Origin of the sequence: Exiguobacterium sp. JMULE1 (assembly GCF_013337175.1) — a bacterium.
Classification (GTDB): Bacteria; Bacillota; Bacilli; order Exiguobacteriales; family Exiguobacteriaceae; genus Exiguobacterium_A; species Exiguobacterium_A indicum.
In genome coordinates, this window is record NZ_SGWC01000002.1 from 2,963,480 (window position 1) to 2,981,520 (window position 18,041).

Sequence of the window (18,041 nt, forward strand, 5' to 3'; positions counted from 1 at the left end):
TGAAATCACTCTGATGATTACATAAGGAGGATACAATGAGCGCTATAAAACGTTTTGAACGTCATTTGCTTAGAAACTATTTAATTGGTTCATTTGTCGCTGTGTTCGGCGTCGGATGTCTATTTATTTTTGAGACACTGACTTTTACCGGTACAGAACAACTCATTCTAATTGGTATCATGTTTTTTTCTGTTAGTTTAATGGTTTTATTAGAATATCTCGTCTACTCAAAGCATGTTCGCTCTTTACGATACTTCTTTCAAACTGACTTTCCTTCGCTGTCTTCTTTTCAAAATGCTTATCGGACAGCGCATCGGTTTCCGGTTCTGACAGTTCAGCGAATCATGGGACCACACTTCTTAGGTCTCTCGGTTCCTTCGTCACTTTTAACGGCACTCGCGATCTCTCAAGGATGGTTACGAATGCCGTACTATTTGATCGGTCTCGCCTGTTTTGGTGCTGTCCTCGTCGCAATTCTCCACGCTTTGATCGAGTTTTTTCTGACTTATCGTGTCACGGAGCAGATGCTACTTACTTTAGAGAAACATGCTCTTGATCGCAGATTCGATGTTCCGAAAAAAACGACGGTTGTCACGTTAAGACACAAGATGCTCATCAGCACCTTGATCATCGGCGTTTTTCCGGTCATGCTGTTCGTTCTCGCCTCAGCTGTACAACTAACGGAAAATGAGAGCCTTCGTTCCTACTGGAGTTGGGCGACACTCATCTTAGTCGTCATCTTGTCCGTCGCGACGTTTTGTAGTCTTCTTCTTTATGAAAACATCCGAAAGCCGATTGCGATTCTCCAGCAAGGGATTCAAGATGTCGAAAATAATCGACTCATCTCGTTACCGAATCCCTATTCTGATGAATTTTCTCATCTCGTCTCCGGCTTTAACCTGATGATGGAAGGAATCAAAAAACGCGATGAACAAAATGAGCAATTGCTCGATAGTCTGTTTACGTTATTTGCGGCAACACTCGATGCCCGGGATCCTTACACGGCCGGACACTCGCTTCGCGTTGCTGCCTATTCCGTCGAAATCGCTACTGCTGCAAACCTGCCGCACGAACAAATCGAGTTGTTACGTAAATCAGCGCTGTTACATGATATCGGAAAGATTGGGATTCGAGATGATGTGTTGTTGAAAGAAGGACGCTTGACTGACGAAGAATTTCAGATCATCCAACAACATCCTGTCATCGGTGTGCACATTCTATCGCAAGTTCAGCTCCCAAAGACGTTACAACCGATTCTTCCTGGGGTAAAGTACCATCACGAACGCTACGACGGAAAGGGGTATCCGGAAGGTCTCGTAGGAGAAGACATTCCACTGTTCGGTCGAATCATGGCCATTGCCGATGCCTACGATGCGATGACATCCGATCGTCCCTATCGTAAGGGAATGCCTGTTGAGAAAGCTTTATCTATCTTAGAAGAAGGCATGGGTACACAATGGGATGCTACCTTTACGCGTCTTTTTCTAGACTTGAAACGTTCGCTAATCAAAGACGTGTCATAAATACGGAAAGGAGATTCTCATGCATCCGAAAATCGTGGAACGTCATGAATTTTATTTTGTTGGTCTTGGACTGACTTGCGAAGAAAACGAACTGCATACGTTGATGCCGGAACTCTGGCGTGAATTTTCAAGACGTTCACATGAGATTCCTGCAAAGCCAGATAGCTATCCGCTTGATATCTCACTCGAACGAAATGGAACCAAATACTCCCAATGTGTCGGGTATCCCGTCTCCTCACTCGATGGCATCCCAAAAGGAATGAAAGGTCACCGGATTCCAGCTGCACGTTATGTCTTCTGGAAGCACGAAGGACCGGATATCGAAATTTGGAAATCATTCGAGAAAATCCAACGCTTTGCTTCAAAGCAAGGAATCGAGCTTGATCCACATGATTTTAAAATTGATGAGACCCGAGATGACGTCCACCATCTCTACCAACGTATTCGCTGAACCATTCTCTTGAATGGTTCTTTTTTCGTCTTGAAATATCTTTTACAGTTAATAATTCAGTCCAGGTACTACGGACTATATTCAGAAAATTCGATTTAATTCGAATGACTTATTCTCGCTTCTCTGATTCTTTGGCATAGTTAGACTCAACCCAAACAAGGAGGCGATTTATTTTGAAAAAGTTTCTCGCTACATCGCTTGTCGCAAGTGTACTTGTTGTTCCTACAGTCGTAGGTGCAGAAGGTCTTCAGTCTGGTAAACTCACGAAAGCTTCGTCAGAACCAGCTGCAACGATCGTTAAAGATTTCGTGAACAAAAAAGGTGACTTTGCTGTTCAGAACGTCGAAAAAGACGGATCTTCACAGATCGTACGTCTCCAACAAGAAGTGGATGGCGTCCCTGTCTTTGGTAGTGTCGTCGTCGGGAACGTCGCGAAAGACGGTACTTTGAAAGCAGTCGTAAACGATGCGATCAACGTTAAAGGAAAACCAGGTCTCGCGAAAAAAGCAACGCTCTCTGAAAAGAAAGCGATCAAGCTTTATCAAAAAGCAATCAAGGCTTCTAAATTCGAAGTCGCTCCAAAAGCAGAACTCGTCATCTATCCAGTAAAAGATGATGCTGTGTATGCATACAAAGTCACATCGACTGTCCTCGCGGGCAAAGAGCCATCACGTTGGACATACTTCATCGATGCGAACTCAGGTAAAGTACTTAACAAGTTTGACCAACTCGCTCACGCAACAGGTACGACAGTACTTGGTACAAGCGCAACATTCAATACGACGTTGAGCGGTTCAACGTACTATCTTCAAGATACGACGCGTGGTAAAGGTGTCTACACATACGACGCGAAAAACCGGACATCACTCCCAGGAACACTCTGGGCAGATGCAGATAACGTCTTTAACGCGACATATGACCGCGCTGCTGTCAGTGCACACGTCAACGCTGCAAAAACATATGATTTCTATAAAAACACATATGGTCGTAACAGTTACGACAACGCTGGTGCACGCTTGAACTCAACAGTTCACTATTCAACGAACTACAACAACGCATTCTGGGATGGCACGAAGATGGTCTATGGTGACGGAGATGGCACGACATTCGTCGCACTCTCGGGCGCACTTGACGTCGTCGCTCACGAATTGACACACGCTGTCACAGAATACACAGCTGGTCTCGTGTACCAAAACGAATCTGGTGCGATCAACGAAGCCGTTTCAGATATCATGGGTACAGTAGCTGAGTATACAGTCGGATCGAACTTCGACTGGCTCGTAGGAGAAGACATCTACACACCTGGAGTTAGCGGTGACGCACTCCGTTCGATGTCGAACCCAGCTGCTTACGGCGATCCTGATCACTACTCAAAACGTTACACAGGTACACAAGATAACGGTGGTGTCCATATCAACTCTGGTATCATCAACAAAGCTGCTTACCTCCTCGGTAACGGTGGAACGTTCTACAACGTATCTGTCACAGGAATCGGTGTACCGAAACTCGGTGCGATCTACTACCGTGCCCTCAACACGTACTTGACTCCGAACTCGAACTTCAGCTCACTCCGTGCAGCAGTCATTCAATCGGCAAAAGACCTTTACGGTTCAACAAGTGCGGAAGCAACAGCTGCAGCGAAATCATTTGATGCAGTAGGCGTCTACTAAGAAAATCTCCTCCCAAAGGATTTTCATATTTCCTCCCGAGTGTCGGACTCGGGAGGTTTTTTGCGCAAAAAAGACGGATTCGCTTGAAGCGAATCCGCCGTTCATTCATTCTTGTCCAGGATCACGCGCAAGACGTAGACGCATCTTGCCGTTGTCCGGGAACACTTTTAGTTGTAAGGATTCTCCCTCGTACCATGTACCATAGCTCGTATCGACGACGGGTTCACCCAGTGTCGATAATCCACCAGTCGACGCATTCGTCCAGTCGATTGCTTCAATGATTCCGTCCGAGACAACAAGCAGATATCCAGCATTCGAGAAGTAGTACGTATTGACGGCATCCTTTTGTGTATTACCGACGGCACCGTACTTCTTTTCGAATTCAGCGATCGGTTTTCCGAGATACTGCTCCGGCTTGTCGATCGGTTGGTTGGCGACTGCTTGTGAGAGCGCCGCAAGAACGGCTTTGTCTGATGTCCCTTTTGGTGCTTCTAAACGAACTTCACTTTCCGGTAAGTACCCTTCGATACTGTCATTGAGTTTGAGATGAACCATGCCGTCCTTCGCATCTAACACCTCATAGACATCACCTAAATCTGCTTTGTAGATGACACTACTACGACTCGCATCGCTATAGACATTCGCGAACGGACGTGTCACCCAAGCCGCTTGCGCATACTCTGCTGCTTTTTTCTTTGATTTTTTCTTTTCTTTTTTCGCTTCTTTTTTATCTTTCGACGCTGCTGTTTCTTTCTTCGACTCATCGTTTTTCGTTGCTTGATCGGTCGTTTTCGGCTTCTCGAGCGTCGATGTTGCTTGAGAGGCGTCGTTGTTCGTCAACATATATAACCAACCACCGACGATGAATACCGTCGCGAGAATACCACCAAAGGCAATCCCTCGACGATTTCGTTTTTGTTTCCGTCTTTCTCGACGCGACTGTCGTTCTTGTTCTTGTTGGTGTTCACTCATGTATGGTTCCTCCTGAAAAAGTCGACACAGTTTTTCCCCACTATACCACCAATGTTTACTCGAAATATTTAAATTTCGATGACAGTTCGACCACGATGACGTGAAGTCAGCAAGGCTTCTGCGACTTCAGGTAAGTCGTTTAGTGTTTTGACGTCGACTTCTGACGCAAGATCGACCTGCCAGTCACTCGCTAAACGTTGCCATAGCTCTTCGCGATAGGTAATTGGTGTTTGCACCGCATCGATTCCGATCAAGCGGACGCCACGTAGGATGAAAGGATAAACTGTCAACGTCATTTCTGCCCCACCGACGTTCCCACACGTCGTGACGACACCACCATATTGTACGAAGCGAATGACGGACGCGAGCAATGGTCCCCCTACCGTATCAATGACACCGGCATAAAGCCCCTTTTTTAGAGGACGATCGGTTTCTTCTAGGAACGTAGCACGATCTAGTACCTCAGCCACTCCCTTTTCAAGCAACCGTTCTTGTTCTACTCGTTTTCCGGTCACGGCATGTACCGTGTACCCTAAGCGAATCAGTAAAGCAATCGCAACCGTACTAACGCCACCCGTCGCTCCCGTCACGAGGATCGGTCCTGCATCTTTCGAGACAACTCGCGACAATTCATCAACCGATTGCGCTGCCGTCAATCCAGCCGTTCCATATTGCATCGCTTCTAATGGATGAATGGATTCTGGAAGTGGCGTGACCCAATCAACTGGTACACGTATGTATTCTTGAAATCCGCCCGAAGTGTTCATCCCGAAATCAAAGCCATTGACGACGACAGCTTGACCGATGTGAAATCGTTCATCTGTCGTTTGTTCGATGTATCCTGCTGCATCAACGCCTGGTGTATGCGGATAGGATTTCGTCACCCCACGATTACCCGACATCGATAAAGCATCCTTATAGTTGACGCATGAGTGCGTGACACGAATCAGGACGTCTCCTTCTGGTAAATCATCGATGTGCTTTATCTCGATGTTCCCCTCATACGATCCATCGACTTCTCGAACGACGAATGCTGAAAAAGTGTGTTCCATAATCTCTCTCCTTTCGCTTGTGCTTCTCTATACCCTGTTGTTCCCATCGACACACTAAAAATCCCTGCCATTTCTCAAAGAAGCGACAGGGCATGAAGATTGTATACAACAGCAAGTCTCGAGCGTTTTCAATCAAACTGATGCATAAATGCTCCAAATTCTCCCTGAATCGTTTGCTTGTCCCTCTCCGATAACGTAGTAGCTTTTTCTGTGTATCGTTCTAAGAGATAGGCTTTTATTAAGAGATGAGAAGGTTGAAATCCGATACGCAGGAACCATTCCTGAAACGTCTCTGTATCATGCCGCTGTAAACGGACCGGTAGGATCTGATTGAACTGGATGAGCTGTTTGCGAATCCAGGCATCTGGTAGATTGATTTGTTCCTCTGTCAAAATAAAGTCATTATGGGGAGGCTGTACTTGGAGGTCAGTTTTTATCAGTTCTTCACTGTGCTTCTTGGTCTTTCGACGTTTCCGCCAAACGATATAGCTTATGATGAATAGAGGGAGAACAAGCAGACTCATCAGTAACATCGATGAGGACGATCCTCCTTTTTCATTCGTACCTCTCTTAGCATTTTCAACCCCTACAACGATCACCTTACTCTTTTTCGGTTTAAGATCTTTCTGTTTTTTTGGCTTTTCGTTCGTGTCCCAAACACGCAAATCTTCATCATTTTTCATCTTCTTTTTCGGCAACCACGAAAGAAAAGGAATGTTTAACAATTTTCCATTTTTATTGCAGTTCGGTTTACATGATCTATTCATTTCGATTCCAGACGTCTGAACCGCTTTTGGCTTCATTGCTTGAAAAGCCGCTTCTGTCAGTGGCTTACCGATTCCTAAGATTAGCAAAATCAGTCCGATACCAATTACGAGTCGTTTTCGAAGTGACATCAGAAGACCCCCTCTTTTAAATACCATTATAATCCATATTAAAAATTTTTGTGTATTTTTATGGATGTCTTGAAACGAGGAATGATTGTGTAAGGAGAGGGGAAAAGGTAGACAGACCTATTCAGAGAGGGGAACCATTTCATGTTAAAACTCGATCACACGCATGATCCGTATCAAAATGCGGCGTTGATTCAGGAATACGTTGAAACGTCAACCAACGAACAAGCAGTTCGACAAGCGGAGCAACTGCTACACGATAGTGCATTCATTGCACCACGACGCAATCCTAACCTCAGTCGAACGCTTCGTTCGATGATTTCACCATTATTTTTGACGAACCGTGATAAACATATTCTACCGCTGACACCCGCTTTCGTAACACCAAGCGATGAGGTTCGACCGAGTTGGTTCGGTCGTCTCAATCATGAGTTCGAACGTTTGATCAGCGATGTCGAAACCGTCGATGTTACTGCTTTTGGCGCAGTCGGTGATGGACAGACGGATGATACACAAGCGTTTATCGACGCGCTTGGTGATGGACATCGACAAGTCCATGTCCCGGCCGGTACGTACGTCGTTCAGGGGATTCGCTTACCTAGTTACACGATCTTAACGGGGGCAGGCAAAGGGAAGACAATCTTAAAGATGCACGATAAGGCACCAAAAGGCCGTCGTCTCGTGACGAATCAAAATTATCTTCTCGGCAATCATCATCTTCTTGTCGAGAAAATGACGCTCGATTGGAACATCAAACGCATCGGTGACGCGAAAAAAAGTAGCACATGGGGCAACCACTCCAGTTGTCTCACATATGCGCATGTCACCTATGCCTGGGTCTTTGATGTCGAGGCCGTCAACCCGGGGCTTCACTGTTTCGATATCTCGACGCCCTATTACAATTACAACGGGGACGGCGCCCGCGCGAACTTAAGTAGTTCATTCATCTGGTTCGACGGATTGACCGGTTCCGGATTCGGCGATGACGGAATCACGACGCACCACAGTGACCATCTTTTCATCTCGAACTGCTTCATGCATGACCCAAGTGGACGTGCCCATGCAGAAGGCTTCTCCAATTCAAATGGAATCGAGATCGATGATGGATCACGCGACGTCTGGTTGTTCAACAACGCAACAAGTCGGTGTTTCGGTGGACTCGAAATCAAGGCACATGCGACCTCTTCTGCTGCCTCAACCGTCAAAATCGTCGGTCACCTATCGATTGATGATCATCGCGCCTTTAACTTCCGACATATCGGTCACCATCAAGCGACTGATCCGACGTCTCAGACGGCTTATAATATCATCGCAACGCGTTTGATTGCTCAGACCCCCAAATATACGGAACTCTATGCGAATTCAAAACCGCGTGCGCTCGTCGTTTCCGCTTACCGTAATGTCGTCATACATGATTTTACGGTGCTCGGTGATCCGTATTATGACTATCAAGAACAACCGATGATCGGGATTCAATATAAGGCACGGAACGTCACGCTCAGTCAGTTGAAGATGAGCGGATTCCGACAAGCGAAAACGGACATCCAAATCTTTGGTGGAGAAAATGGAGCTGAAGACGTGCGCCTTCGTGATATCCGCATTGAGGATTCCGCCAAACACGGGATTACGATCGGTCCAGACATCACGCATGTCAAGCTGACGAACGTGGCATTAAAAGGAGACGGAACAGTTGGCTTGAACGCTAAATCGGAACCGGAAATGGAACGGTTCATCGCGACCGGATTCAAAATACCAATTCGCGCCCAGTCGTCACAAGTATGAACAAAATGACAGGATGGACCGCGGTCCACCCTGTCATTTTTCATTGGGATCGAATATACGCGAGAACGCGTGTATCAATCGCACGATCCGCTTGTTCGCGCATCTCGAAGTTTTCCGTATGCAGATATGTCCGAAACGCGTCTTCGAAATCACCCCGGTAGCCGAGCGCTAGTAATTTATCCATCAACTCTGACTCTAAGACATCATCGATCGGCTTGATTTCTTCCGGCTTACTCGGTTGCAGATACAGTGTATGCAGTTGATAGATACGTTCGAGCTCCTCAATCGGACTCGGATGATCGTCAACGCGTAAATCAATATAGCGGTCGTTGAATCCACCGTATCCGCCACCCTCCTTGACGACGAGCAGTGCCGCTGATTGCATTCCGCGTGAGTCCCCGCCTGCTGCTTGACCAGCTGCTAACGCACGCAACAAACGTTCTGCAAGCGGACCTTGCGTTGATTCAAAGACACGTGCCATCTCTTTTACCGTATTGCCGTCTACAAGAATATTCCCTTGCGCTGCAAAGTGTTTACCGGCAATCCCACCTGCCCAGTCGTTACATCCCTCACCCGTGAATGTCGCACTCTTGCCATTCGCATCGATGATACCGACCTGGCGATCCGCTCGTCCTTCATCTGCTTCCGTTAATCGACGTAGTACTTCGTCCGCTGAAGCGCCTTGTTCGATCATCCGCAATCCTTCAGGACCATACGTCGTGTTTGCAAACGATTGTGTTGCTACCGCACCCACTCCCGCCTTTGCAAATGGTACAGCACTCCCGACCGCTAAAAACTTCGACTGAACGGCAACGCCCCACGCTTGTTCTTTTTCACAATACCCAACGATTGAATATGTCACTTCAGTTCCCCCTTTAGTCATTACCTATTCCGTTCGTGATAACGCTTCCCGATTCCTGCAACTGAAAAACCTTCCGGACACCTGTCCGAAAGGTCGACTTCATTGAATACCAAGCGTCACGGCAAGTAATAAGGCAGCACATGCCAAGGCAATCCAAATCGCGAAAAGCTTCCAGACAAAACGAAGCCATTTTTCATACGGAATGCCTGCGATTGCGAGAAATGCCATCAAATGCGCGCTCGTCGGGAAAATCATATTCGTCAATCCATCTCCGTATTGGAATGCTAAAACAGCTACTTGACGCTCGATCCCGAGTAAATCGGACAATGGTGCCATGATGGGCATCGTCGTTGCCGCCTGTCCACTCCCGGATGGAATGAAGAAATTCGTAATCAATTGCACGGCGTACATCCCGATGACAGCAAAGAACGTCGGTAAATGTCCTACGGCATTCGATAAGCCGTAAATGACCGTATCGATAACACGTCCTTCTTCGAGAATGACGACGATTGCTCGAGCAAACCCAACAATCAAGGCGCCGAACGTCACAGCTTTCGCACCGTCAATCAAACTCTCGAACGTTCCGTTTACACCAAGCGTAACGATTCCCGCAATCATCCCGATGATCAAGAAGGATGCGGTTAATTCCGTCAAATACCATCCCCATTCAAAGATTCCGATTACATTGAGCGTAATTCCACCGATTAAAACCAGTAAGACGAAAGCATGACGTTTCGAAAAGCGTGAAATCGTTGTCGCTGCTTCTTCCGAGCGACGTTGTTCAAGATCATAAACCAGACTGCGCGCCGGATCATGTTTGACTTTCCGTGCGTAGTTCATGACATAAAGAATCGTCACTGCTAAAAATACGATATACACAGCCGTTCGGTACCCAAGACCACTAAAGAGCGGTACTTCCGCAATTGATTGAGCGACACCTACCGTAAACGGATTCAACATCCCGCCGGCAAAACCAACCGCCGCCCCTAGACTGACGATCGCGGCTCCTGTCATCGCATCATATCCAAGGGCACGCGCTAACATGATCCCAATCGGCACGAAGATGATCGTTTCCTCTGCCATCCCGATCGTCGCCCCGGCAATCGAAAAGACGAACATCGTCATCGGAATCATGATGTGCCCTTTTTGACCGAATCGGCGAATCAATTGATTGATTCCTGCTTCAATGGCGCCGGTTTGACGAATGATGCCGAAGACACCACCGACAAGAAAGATATAGAAGATGATCGCAGCACCCGCTTCCATGCCTTGCGGGATTGCTTCAAATAAACCAAAGAGATTGACAGGTGCAGACTCTACCGCGCGATATGTGCCATCGATGACGACGGTTTGTCCGTCTTGTTTTTCACGGTCGAATTGCCCTGCTGGAAGTGTATACGTCAAGATGACTGAGATGATGAGAATCGCCATGATGATGGCATATGTATGAGGCATCTTGAAGAATGATCGCTTCGACTCTGGTGCATTCGTTCGTTCATTCATGATAAAGGCCTCCTTTTTTGTGTCATTATAAGAATAATGCCCTAATCAGGGAAAAACTAACAGTTTCAATGAAATGTCATACGATTGTAAAAGAAAAGTGGAATACTTCTAACTTAAATAGAGGCTTTAATCGATCATATCGCATGAAACAAAAAAGGAAGATATGCTAGGTCATGAACCTAGAATACCTTCCTTATGTGTCATGTCAATCGCTTATGATTATGCTTGGAACGATTGAACGTCTAATGGTTTAGCGAGAGCCGTTTGTGCAAACGCAACGAACTGTCCGAAATGAGCACTTGTGTTGTGTGCTTCGATTGCAGCTTGGTCTTCCCATTTTTCAATCATCATGAAGACATTTTCGTCTTCTGTGCTTTGGAACAAGTCATAGCTGATGTTTCCTGCTTCAGCACGTGATCCTGCCACTAGTGTTTTAGTTGCTGCTAAAAATTCTTCTCGTTTTGCGGGTTGTACTTCTAATTTTGCTTCGATGGCGATCATCGGAAAGCCTCCTTTGTAATTTCATTAACTTAAGCATCTTAGCACCTACGAATTCGTTACGCCATAAAGATGCTCGGACGATTGATGATATTTAATTACGGGTAATTAAAGATGTAATTATTACTTTGTGCCACACCAGAGAAAGGAGCAACGAAGATGCGCGTTGAGGTATTTTATTTTGAGGATGACGGGCACATTCCGAACAACCCGACATTCCCCGTGTTGATTTATCGGCACGCATTTACAGAGCCATCACATATCGAACAGACCTTCCATGCACATGACTGGCGTAATAGCTGGGTGGATGGCATTTTTGACTTTCATCATTATCATAGTATCGCCCATGAAGTGATCGGGATTCTCGAAGGGCATGCAACCGTTCAGCTGGGTGGTCCGCTCGGTAAGACCTTCACTTTGACGAGCGGAGATATTCTTTTACTTCCTGCAGGTACGGGACATAAAGCACTTGATACAAGTCGACACTTTCGAGTGATCGGTGCCTATCCGGATGGTCAAGACTACGATACGCTGACAGGTCAAACAAGTGAACGCCCGGAAAATCTTCAACGTATTCGTCAGGTGATGCGCCCAACTCAAGATCCTGTATTCGGTGATCACGGTCCTTTGTTTGAGCATTGGTGACGTCTCCTTCTCTTGAAGAAGACGTTTTTGTTCGGAGTTCGCGTGGTAAACCCTACTATTGTCTCTCTACTAAAGGAGGAAGAACGATGAACGCAACAGAAAAGACGTTGATACTTGCTGCATTAAAGCAAAAAACGGTGACGTTTCCCGATCAGACGCATGTTCGGGCACTCGGACAAGGCACATGGCGAATGGGAGAAGAGTCGGAAAAGCACGAAGCAGAAATCGAAGCACTCCGTGTCGGTCTCGATAGTGGAATGGAACTCATCGATACGGCAGAGATGTACGGGGAAGGTGCTTCTGAAGAATTGATTCGCGACGCGATTGCAGATCGACGCGAGGAAGTTTTTCTTGTCTCGAAAGTCTATCCGCATCACGCTGGCGGAGAAGCATTGAAGCAGGCTTGTTCCAACACACTTGAACGCCTCGGCACCGATTACCTTGATTTGTACCTCCTTCACTGGCGTGGTGATATTCCACTCAAAGAAACGGTCGAAGGGCTGGAAGCTTTAAAACAAGAAGGCAAGATTCGCCGTTGGGGTGTATCGAATTTTGACGTATCAGACATGAAAGAACTGTTGGCACTGCCAGGTGGTGATCAATGCGCTGTCAATCAGGTACTCTATCACCTTGGATCACGGGGAATCGAGTATGAACTATTACCGTTACTACGTGAGCATGGAATTCCAGTGATGGCGTATTGCCCACTAGCAGAAGGTGGTTCATTACGTGATCAACTTCTGAATCATCCGACCGTCGAGGAACTCGCTGAGACACATGGTGTTGAACCGGCACAGATTCTACTCGCATGGGCGATGCGTGAAGGCGACGTCATCGCGATTCCTAAAGCCGGACAAGCACATCATGTCGAAGCCAACGGTCGCGCCGCGCTCCTGAATTTAACAAAGGAAGAGCTCGCTGCACTTGATCAAGCGTTCCCAGCACCAACAAAAAAAGAACCACTCGATATCGTTTAAGGAGGTCATTTTCATGACAAAACATGTTCAACTTGGTCAATCTAACCTATTCGTTCACCCCATCGGTCTCGGTACGAATGCTGTCGGTGGACACAACTTGTATCCGAATCTCGATGAGCAAACCGGACGCGATCTCGTTCGTGTCGCTTTGAAGCAAGGCATCAATTTCCTCGACACAGCCTTCATCTACGGACCAGAACGTTCGGAGGAACTCGTCGGTGAGGTCTGGAACGACACAGTCGCTCGAGAAGATGTCGTTCTCGCGACGAAAGGTGCGCATCAGTTCGTTGACGGAAACGTCGTCATGAACAATTCACCAGACTTTCTCCGTCAATCGGTCGAAGAGAGTTTAAAACGTCTTCAGACAGACTATATCGATTTGTATTACATCCATTTTCCGGATGAATCGACACCAAAGGATGAAGCCGTCGCAGCACTCGCAGAACTGAAGAAAGAAGGAAAGATTCGTGCAATCGGTGTCTCGAACTTCTCACTCGAACAACTGAAGGAAGCGAACAAAGACGGACATGTCGACGTCTATCAAGGGGAATACAACCTATTCAAACGAGATGCGGAAAAAGAGTTACTCCCGTATATCGTTGAGAACGGCATGTCGTTCGTCCCGTACTTCCCACTCGCTGCTGGATTATTGGCAGGGAAATATACGAAAGAGACGACGTTTGATGATTTACGAAAAAACGATCCTTTGTTCCAAAAAGATGTCTTCGAGGAAAACCTCGCAAAAGTCGATCAACTACGTCCGATCGCAGAAGCACATGATGCGGAAGTCGCACACATCGTACTCGCGTGGTATTTGGCACAAGACGGCATCGATGCCATCATCCCTGGTGCGAAACGACCGGATCAGGTGACGGATACGTTGCGTACGTTAGATGTTCAGTTGTCACAAGAGGATATCGAAAAAATCGACCAGATTTTTAGCTGATTGTTCTCTTCGTATGTACATGAGCAGAATAGGCGAAAAATCATGCTGAACTTCGTATGATGGAGGCATGGAGGCGATTGATCATGAAACACCATTTTCATTTAACCGCAGACTGGCCGGGCAATCGCAATGATGTCGGTCAAATCGAGACGGGTGAACTAAAAACAAAAATCTCAATTCCGGACGCCATGGATGGTCCAGGGGTTGGTACGAATCCAGATGAGATGTTACTTGGGGCTGCTGCTACGTGCTATATCATCACGCTTGCCGCGATGCTTGAGCGTAGTCACATTCCAAAAGTCTCGTTAACGATGGAATCTGAAGGCATCGTCGATGTCACGAACGGTGTCTTCACATACGACGCGATCATTCATCGTCCGAAACTCTTATTGCCATCCGATCTGTCGGATCGTGATCTGGAGAAGGCGCAACGTCTTGCTGAAAAAGCGGAAAGTTCGTGTATGATTACGCGGGCACTGGCTGGTAATGTTAAAGTATCGCTTGAGGCTGTTGTGGAGCGAGTCTCAAATTAACAAACTAAAATCATCGTTTAACTTTTTAGTTAAATGATGATTTTTTACTTTATTTAGCTATTTATTGGTATATTATTGATGATTTACTTATTATAAATACCATTTAATATCATTCGGAGGATAACCATGTCTTATTATGAAACACTACGTTCTTCAACTGAAGCTAACTCACAATCCGATACAACAAGTGTCTCTGTACCAGCACATGACTACACAACAGAATTACTTACGCACCTTAATCAAGTACTATATCAATCTTTAGACCATTTACAAAAACAAGATAAACCTGATCAAATGGTTGAAACGGTCAATGAATGGCTCCTGCATTTAAATCAACCTCCGATCGACTCGCCGCTTCATCGTGAACTCACTACTAGCACAACTCATGCTTTACCTACACAATATAAAAATTCTTTGCGTGCTTGGGAACTCATTGCTCCTGGCCAACTTGAACAAGAACAGTTATTGCATCACATCAATCAAGAATTATGGACAGCATCTGCTGCTGATTGGATGGTGAGTTTTACACGACATTCTGGAATTCAGACGCTTGTCCCAGCCTTAAAAGAAGCAGAAGCTCAAAACAAACCAATTCGTATATTGACTTCATTCTATATGAATATTACAGAAGCGAAGGCTATCCGACAGTTGATGGAATTCAGCAATATCGAAGTAAAAATTTATGAACCGATTAAAAAAAATCATGCGTTTCATCCGAAAGCCTATTTATTTTCTCGTCCTGATCAGTTGGATAGTGCTATTGTTGGATCTTCTAATTTATCAAAATCAGCTTTAACGAACGGCATGGAATGGAATATTCGTATACCTTCTACACCCGTCACAACATTAGTCACTCAAGCGAAAAACTTATTTGAACAGCTTTGGAACAGCCACGAAGCGACTATATGTACAGAAGAATTATTAGTTCAATACGAACAGTACCAACAAGAAACACCACCTATAAGATCATTTTCTATCCGCGATACAGTTGCCGAACCCGCTGTCGATTACACCGTTATTGAACCAAACCTCATGCAGATTCCAGCTTTAGAAGAACTGAATCGTTTGCGCGAGCGAAAAGAAACAAAAGCAATGGTCATTGCGGCAACAGGAACAGGGAAAACGTATTTAGCAGCATTTGATGTCCGTCAAGCTCACGCTAAAAAAGTATTATTTGTTGCACATCGTGGAAAGCTACTATCACAAGCTGAGCATACATTTAGGCAAGTTTTTTCAAATGAAAGTTATACATTTGGTAGATATTCAGGATCACAACAAATTCAAGATGCACAATTTACCTTCGCTACCGTTCAAACACTTTCAAAAGAGGTTCATCTTAATCAATTTTTACAGGATACGTTTGACTACATCATCATTGATGAATTCCATCACGCTTCATCTGCTTCTTACCAAAACATTCTTAACTATTTTACACCTCAATTTTTGCTTGGCGTAACGGCAACACCAGAACGAATGGATGGTCAAAATATCTTCCAGCTTGTTGACTATAATGTCGCTTACGAAGTTCGTCTGTATGATGCCTTAGCACAAGATTTACTTTCACCATTCCATTATTTTGGGATTCAAGATGATGAATCGATTGATTATTCTCTTATTCCTCAGCAAAACGGCTTTTATGTAGAACAAGATCTTGTTGTTGCACTCGAACGATCAACACGAACAGATTATATTGTTGAAATGATTCGTAAATTTGGGTTTAGTGGTAATCAGGCTGTTGGATTAGGATTCTGCGTCAATATCAATCATGCAGAGTTTATGGAGCAAGAATTTAAACGACATCAGATTGAAGCAATGGCCGTTACAAGTAAACAGTCCGAAGATGAACGCGAAGAGGCCATTCGCCGACTAGAGGACGATCAAGATCCACTGCAATATATTTTTACAGTTGACTTGTTTAACGAAGGAGTCGATATTCCAAAAGTCAATCTAATGCTATTTTTACGTCCAACGGAGTCTCCTACAATTTTTATTCAACAATTGGGGAGAGGCTTACGTAAACATAGCTCAAAAGAATTTGTTACGATTTTAGATTTTATCGGAAATAGTCAAAAGGCTTTTGTTGCACCGCTTGTGTTGTCTGGTCAACAATCGTTTCATTCTATTGATCGTTATAAAATTGCTACTGCTGTAAAACAGCATTTTCCGATTTTACCGGAAGGTTCTTTAGCCATTCTAGATTCAATTACAGAAAGATTTATTATTGAACAAATGAAAAAAATAGAGTTTTCAGCTAGCAAACAGCTCCGTGAAAGTTATCAAAGGCTGACACGCATGATCGGAAATCCTCCGAGTTTAAATGATTTAGTTACACATAAAGAGGCGCCAGCTGTTGAAAGTATTGTTCAGCAATGGAGAAGTACATTACGTCTTAAACAACTTGAAAAACATGCTACCGATGAAGAACTACGTTTATTGCTCGATGACACTACACGCAAAATTGTTGAACAGCTCGAAGGACTATTTCCAATTCGTGAGCCCTTCAGCTTACTAATTTTAAAACATTTACTGCATCACCCCTCTGCTTCAGTACAAGATATTGAACAAGAAGTTTTCAAAGAATTCGCCTTATCACCGAATCACTCTTTTTCAAAGCGACCAATTATTCATCATCTTTTTAAACGCTGGTCTACTGCGTTTAAAAATGATCGTATTCAATTGCTAGATGCTGTATCAGAAGAACGCTATCGCTTTTCAAATACAGTCGTTCAAGCACTTCAACAATTAACTGAATTACGTTCATATATGATGCATTTTATCCAAGCAGGTCTACTTGCATTTCACCAACTACCAGATCGAATTAATTGGTTGATCGAAGATCAGGCGTTTCTATTACATCAAACATACAATCGTTCTGTTATCCAACGTCTCCTATGTTCACCAAGTCAGGAAGGTTCTTGGCGTGAAGGCGTAGCTCAAGCTGGTGACGACTACATTTTATTCGTGAATTTACACAAAGATGAAGCCATTGATGAGCAACTAAAATATAACGATTATTTCTTAGATCAATATCGTTTCCACTGGCAGTCTCAAAGCAATGCAACCGCTACAGGTAAAGCGGGTACTTTATATCAAAACCATGAGAGCGAAGGAATTCGTATTCATTTGTTCATGCGCAAAGCAGATAAAGAACAAGGAAGAGCGCTACCGTTCACATACTTTGGCCAGTTAAAGCATCTTCAAAGTACAGGTTCTAAACCGATTAGTGTGACTTGGTCACTTCATTCTCCACTATCAATTGAACTGTTTAAGGAGTGGCAAACTCTTTCTTAATGTACTCAACTGCAGGAATATCAGCAGGAGCCCATTCAAGCTGATCAAGGTCTGAAACAGATACCCAGCGAAGCTCTGCATGTTCTACGGCAATCGGTTCTCCTGTTACGATTTCAGCTTCAAACGTATGCAGTGTAACAATAATAGCATCGTACTCGTACGTCGTTTTTTCGATTGGTTGTTTGACCTTAATGTTACATTTTAATTCTTCATTGATCTCGCGAACTAAAGACTGTGAAGGCGTTTCATGTAGCTCAATTTTCCCCCCAGGAAACTCCCATAAGTTGGGCAATGACATTTGGCTACTACGAAGTGCACACAATATTTCATTATGATCATTGCGAATGACAGCCCCTACGACTTGAATATGTTTTTTCATTTTTATGTTTCACTCCAAATCACTGTAGATTTTTCAGTTCTTTGCTTATCATAACAAAAACCGT

The 18,041-nt window shown here is 44.9% G+C and carries 16 protein-coding genes; 9 read left to right on the forward strand and 7 right to left on the reverse strand.

Translation table 11 applies throughout. The features are described 5' to 3' along the window. The first annotated feature begins 35 nt into the window (after positions 1–35). The 3 genes from EXW93_RS15590 (at position 36) to EXW93_RS15600 (ending at position 3,644) form a co-directional block, all read left to right on the forward strand. On the forward strand, positions 36–1,523 hold the full coding sequence (locus EXW93_RS15590; protein ID WP_055969624.1) for an HD-GYP domain-containing protein: 1,488 nt from the start codon (positions 36–38) through the stop codon (positions 1,521–1,523). A 19-nt stretch (positions 1,524–1,542) separates the two neighbouring features. Further along, positions 1,543–1,974 carry a GyrI-like domain-containing protein gene (locus EXW93_RS15595; protein WP_023469755.1) on the forward strand — a complete coding sequence of 144 codons (432 nt, stop codon included), beginning with the start codon at positions 1,543–1,545 and terminating at the stop codon, positions 1,972–1,974. 173 nt (positions 1,975–2,147) lie between these two features. Continuing rightward, positions 2,148–3,644: a M4 family metallopeptidase gene (locus tag EXW93_RS15600; protein ID WP_023469756.1), complete on the forward strand. Its 1,497-nt coding sequence runs from the start codon at positions 2,148–2,150 to the stop codon at positions 3,642–3,644. Between the two features lie 105 nt (positions 3,645–3,749). Here EXW93_RS15600 and EXW93_RS15605 read toward each other — a convergent pair whose 3' ends face one another. The 3 genes from EXW93_RS15605 to EXW93_RS15615 all read right to left on the reverse strand — a co-directional run bounded on the left by EXW93_RS15605 (position 3,750) and on the right by EXW93_RS15615 (position 6,564). Beyond that, positions 3,750–4,616, reverse strand: coding sequence for an SH3 domain-containing protein (locus EXW93_RS15605; RefSeq protein ID WP_035395562.1), 867 nt, complete (start codon positions 4,614–4,616; stop codon positions 3,750–3,752). 68 nt (positions 4,617–4,684) lie between these two features. Next, positions 4,685–5,668, reverse strand: a complete 984-nt coding sequence (locus tag EXW93_RS15610; protein WP_174316708.1) for a YhdH/YhfP family quinone oxidoreductase — start codon at positions 5,666–5,668, stop codon at positions 4,685–4,687. Between the two features lie 128 nt (positions 5,669–5,796). After that, positions 5,797–6,564, reverse strand: coding sequence for a hypothetical protein (locus EXW93_RS15615; RefSeq protein WP_174316709.1), 768 nt, complete (start codon positions 6,562–6,564; stop codon positions 5,797–5,799). Positions 6,565–6,705: 141 nt separating this feature from the next. On the opposite strand from EXW93_RS15615, the gene EXW93_RS15620 reads away from it, so the two are divergent. Continuing rightward, positions 6,706–8,343, forward strand: a complete 1,638-nt coding sequence (locus tag EXW93_RS15620; protein ID WP_055969635.1) for a glycosyl hydrolase family 28-related protein — start codon at positions 6,706–6,708, stop codon at positions 8,341–8,343. A gap of 40 nt (positions 8,344–8,383) precedes the next feature. Here the strand turns inward: EXW93_RS15620 and EXW93_RS15625 are convergent, their stop codons facing one another. The 3 genes from EXW93_RS15625 to EXW93_RS15635 all read right to left on the reverse strand — a co-directional run bounded on the left by EXW93_RS15625 (position 8,384) and on the right by EXW93_RS15635 (position 11,209). After that, positions 8,384–9,205, reverse strand: coding sequence for a DUF1028 domain-containing protein (locus tag EXW93_RS15625; protein ID WP_035395554.1), 822 nt, complete (start codon positions 9,203–9,205; stop codon positions 8,384–8,386). Positions 9,206–9,304: 99 nt separating this feature from the next. After that, complete coding sequence (locus EXW93_RS15630; protein WP_055969638.1) at positions 9,305–10,708, reverse strand: YfcC family protein; 1,404 nt, start codon at positions 10,706–10,708, stop codon at positions 9,305–9,307. Positions 10,709–10,927: 219 nt separating this feature from the next. Further along, positions 10,928–11,209, reverse strand: coding sequence for a putative quinol monooxygenase (locus EXW93_RS15635; RefSeq protein WP_023469763.1), 282 nt, complete (start codon positions 11,207–11,209; stop codon positions 10,928–10,930). A gap of 156 nt (positions 11,210–11,365) precedes the next feature. On the opposite strand from EXW93_RS15635, the gene EXW93_RS15640 reads away from it, so the two are divergent. From EXW93_RS15640 to EXW93_RS15660, 5 genes are all read left to right on the forward strand, one after another. Continuing rightward, a complete protein-coding gene (locus EXW93_RS15640) occupies positions 11,366–11,851 on the forward strand; it encodes a cupin domain-containing protein (protein WP_055969643.1) in 486 nt (161 codons plus the stop codon). A gap of 86 nt (positions 11,852–11,937) precedes the next feature. Continuing rightward, positions 11,938–12,828, forward strand: a complete 891-nt coding sequence (locus EXW93_RS15645; RefSeq protein WP_055969656.1) for an aldo/keto reductase — start codon at positions 11,938–11,940, stop codon at positions 12,826–12,828. A 13-nt stretch (positions 12,829–12,841) separates the two neighbouring features. Then, the gene (locus EXW93_RS15650) at positions 12,842–13,774 is read left to right on the forward strand and encodes an aldo/keto reductase (RefSeq protein ID WP_055969659.1); all 933 of its coding nucleotides are present in this window, start codon (positions 12,842–12,844) and stop codon (positions 13,772–13,774) included. Between the two features lie 83 nt (positions 13,775–13,857). After that, entirely contained in the window at positions 13,858–14,307 is a 450-nt protein-coding gene (locus EXW93_RS15655; RefSeq protein WP_023469767.1) for an OsmC family protein, read from the forward strand. Between the two features lie 126 nt (positions 14,308–14,433). Next, the gene (locus EXW93_RS15660; protein WP_055969662.1) at positions 14,434–17,598 is read left to right on the forward strand and encodes a DEAD/DEAH box helicase; all 3,165 of its coding nucleotides are present in this window, start codon (positions 14,434–14,436) and stop codon (positions 17,596–17,598) included. On the opposite strand, the gene mutT is transcribed toward EXW93_RS15660, so the two are convergent. Next, positions 17,573–17,977: an 8-oxo-dGTP diphosphatase MutT gene (gene mutT, locus EXW93_RS15665; RefSeq protein ID WP_023469769.1), complete on the reverse strand. Its 405-nt coding sequence runs from the start codon at positions 17,975–17,977 to the stop codon at positions 17,573–17,575. The two genes, EXW93_RS15660 and mutT, sit on opposite strands and share 26 nt — an antisense overlap. Positions 17,978–18,041 lie beyond the last annotated feature (64 nt).

What these genes read in the sequence shown, in the direction of transcription:
- EXW93_RS15590 (WP_055969624.1), top strand. Translation starts at nt 36, where the DNA reads ATGAGCGCTATAAAACGTTTTGAACGTCATTTGCTTAGAAACTATTTA.
- EXW93_RS15640 (WP_055969643.1), top strand. Translation starts at nt 11,366, where the DNA reads ATGCGCGTTGAGGTATTTTATTTTGAGGATGACGGGCACATTCCGAAC.
- EXW93_RS15645 (WP_055969656.1), top strand. Translation starts at nt 11,938, where the DNA reads ATGAACGCAACAGAAAAGACGTTGATACTTGCTGCATTAAAGCAAAAA.
- EXW93_RS15605 (WP_035395562.1), bottom strand. Translation starts at nt 4,616, where the DNA reads ATGAGTGAACACCAACAAGAACAAGAACGACAGTCGCGTCGAGAAAGA.
- EXW93_RS15635 (WP_023469763.1), bottom strand. Translation starts at nt 11,209, where the DNA reads ATGATCGCCATCGAAGCAAAATTAGAAGTACAACCCGCAAAACGAGAA.
- mutT (WP_023469769.1), bottom strand. Translation starts at nt 17,977, where the DNA reads ATGAAAAAACATATTCAAGTCGTAGGGGCTGTCATTCGCAATGATCAT.
- EXW93_RS15660 (WP_055969662.1), top strand. Translation starts at nt 14,434, where the DNA reads ATGTCTTATTATGAAACACTACGTTCTTCAACTGAAGCTAACTCACAA.
- EXW93_RS15595 (WP_023469755.1), top strand. Translation starts at nt 1,543, where the DNA reads ATGCATCCGAAAATCGTGGAACGTCATGAATTTTATTTTGTTGGTCTT.
- EXW93_RS15615 (WP_174316709.1), bottom strand. Translation starts at nt 6,564, where the DNA reads ATGTCACTTCGAAAACGACTCGTAATTGGTATCGGACTGATTTTGCTA.
- EXW93_RS15655 (WP_023469767.1), top strand. Translation starts at nt 13,858, where the DNA reads ATGAAACACCATTTTCATTTAACCGCAGACTGGCCGGGCAATCGCAAT.
- EXW93_RS15650 (WP_055969659.1), top strand. Translation starts at nt 12,842, where the DNA reads ATGACAAAACATGTTCAACTTGGTCAATCTAACCTATTCGTTCACCCC.
- EXW93_RS15630 (WP_055969638.1), bottom strand. Translation starts at nt 10,708, where the DNA reads ATGAATGAACGAACGAATGCACCAGAGTCGAAGCGATCATTCTTCAAG.
- EXW93_RS15620 (WP_055969635.1), top strand. Translation starts at nt 6,706, where the DNA reads ATGTTAAAACTCGATCACACGCATGATCCGTATCAAAATGCGGCGTTG.
- EXW93_RS15610 (WP_174316708.1), bottom strand. Translation starts at nt 5,668, where the DNA reads ATGGAACACACTTTTTCAGCATTCGTCGTTCGAGAAGTCGATGGATCG.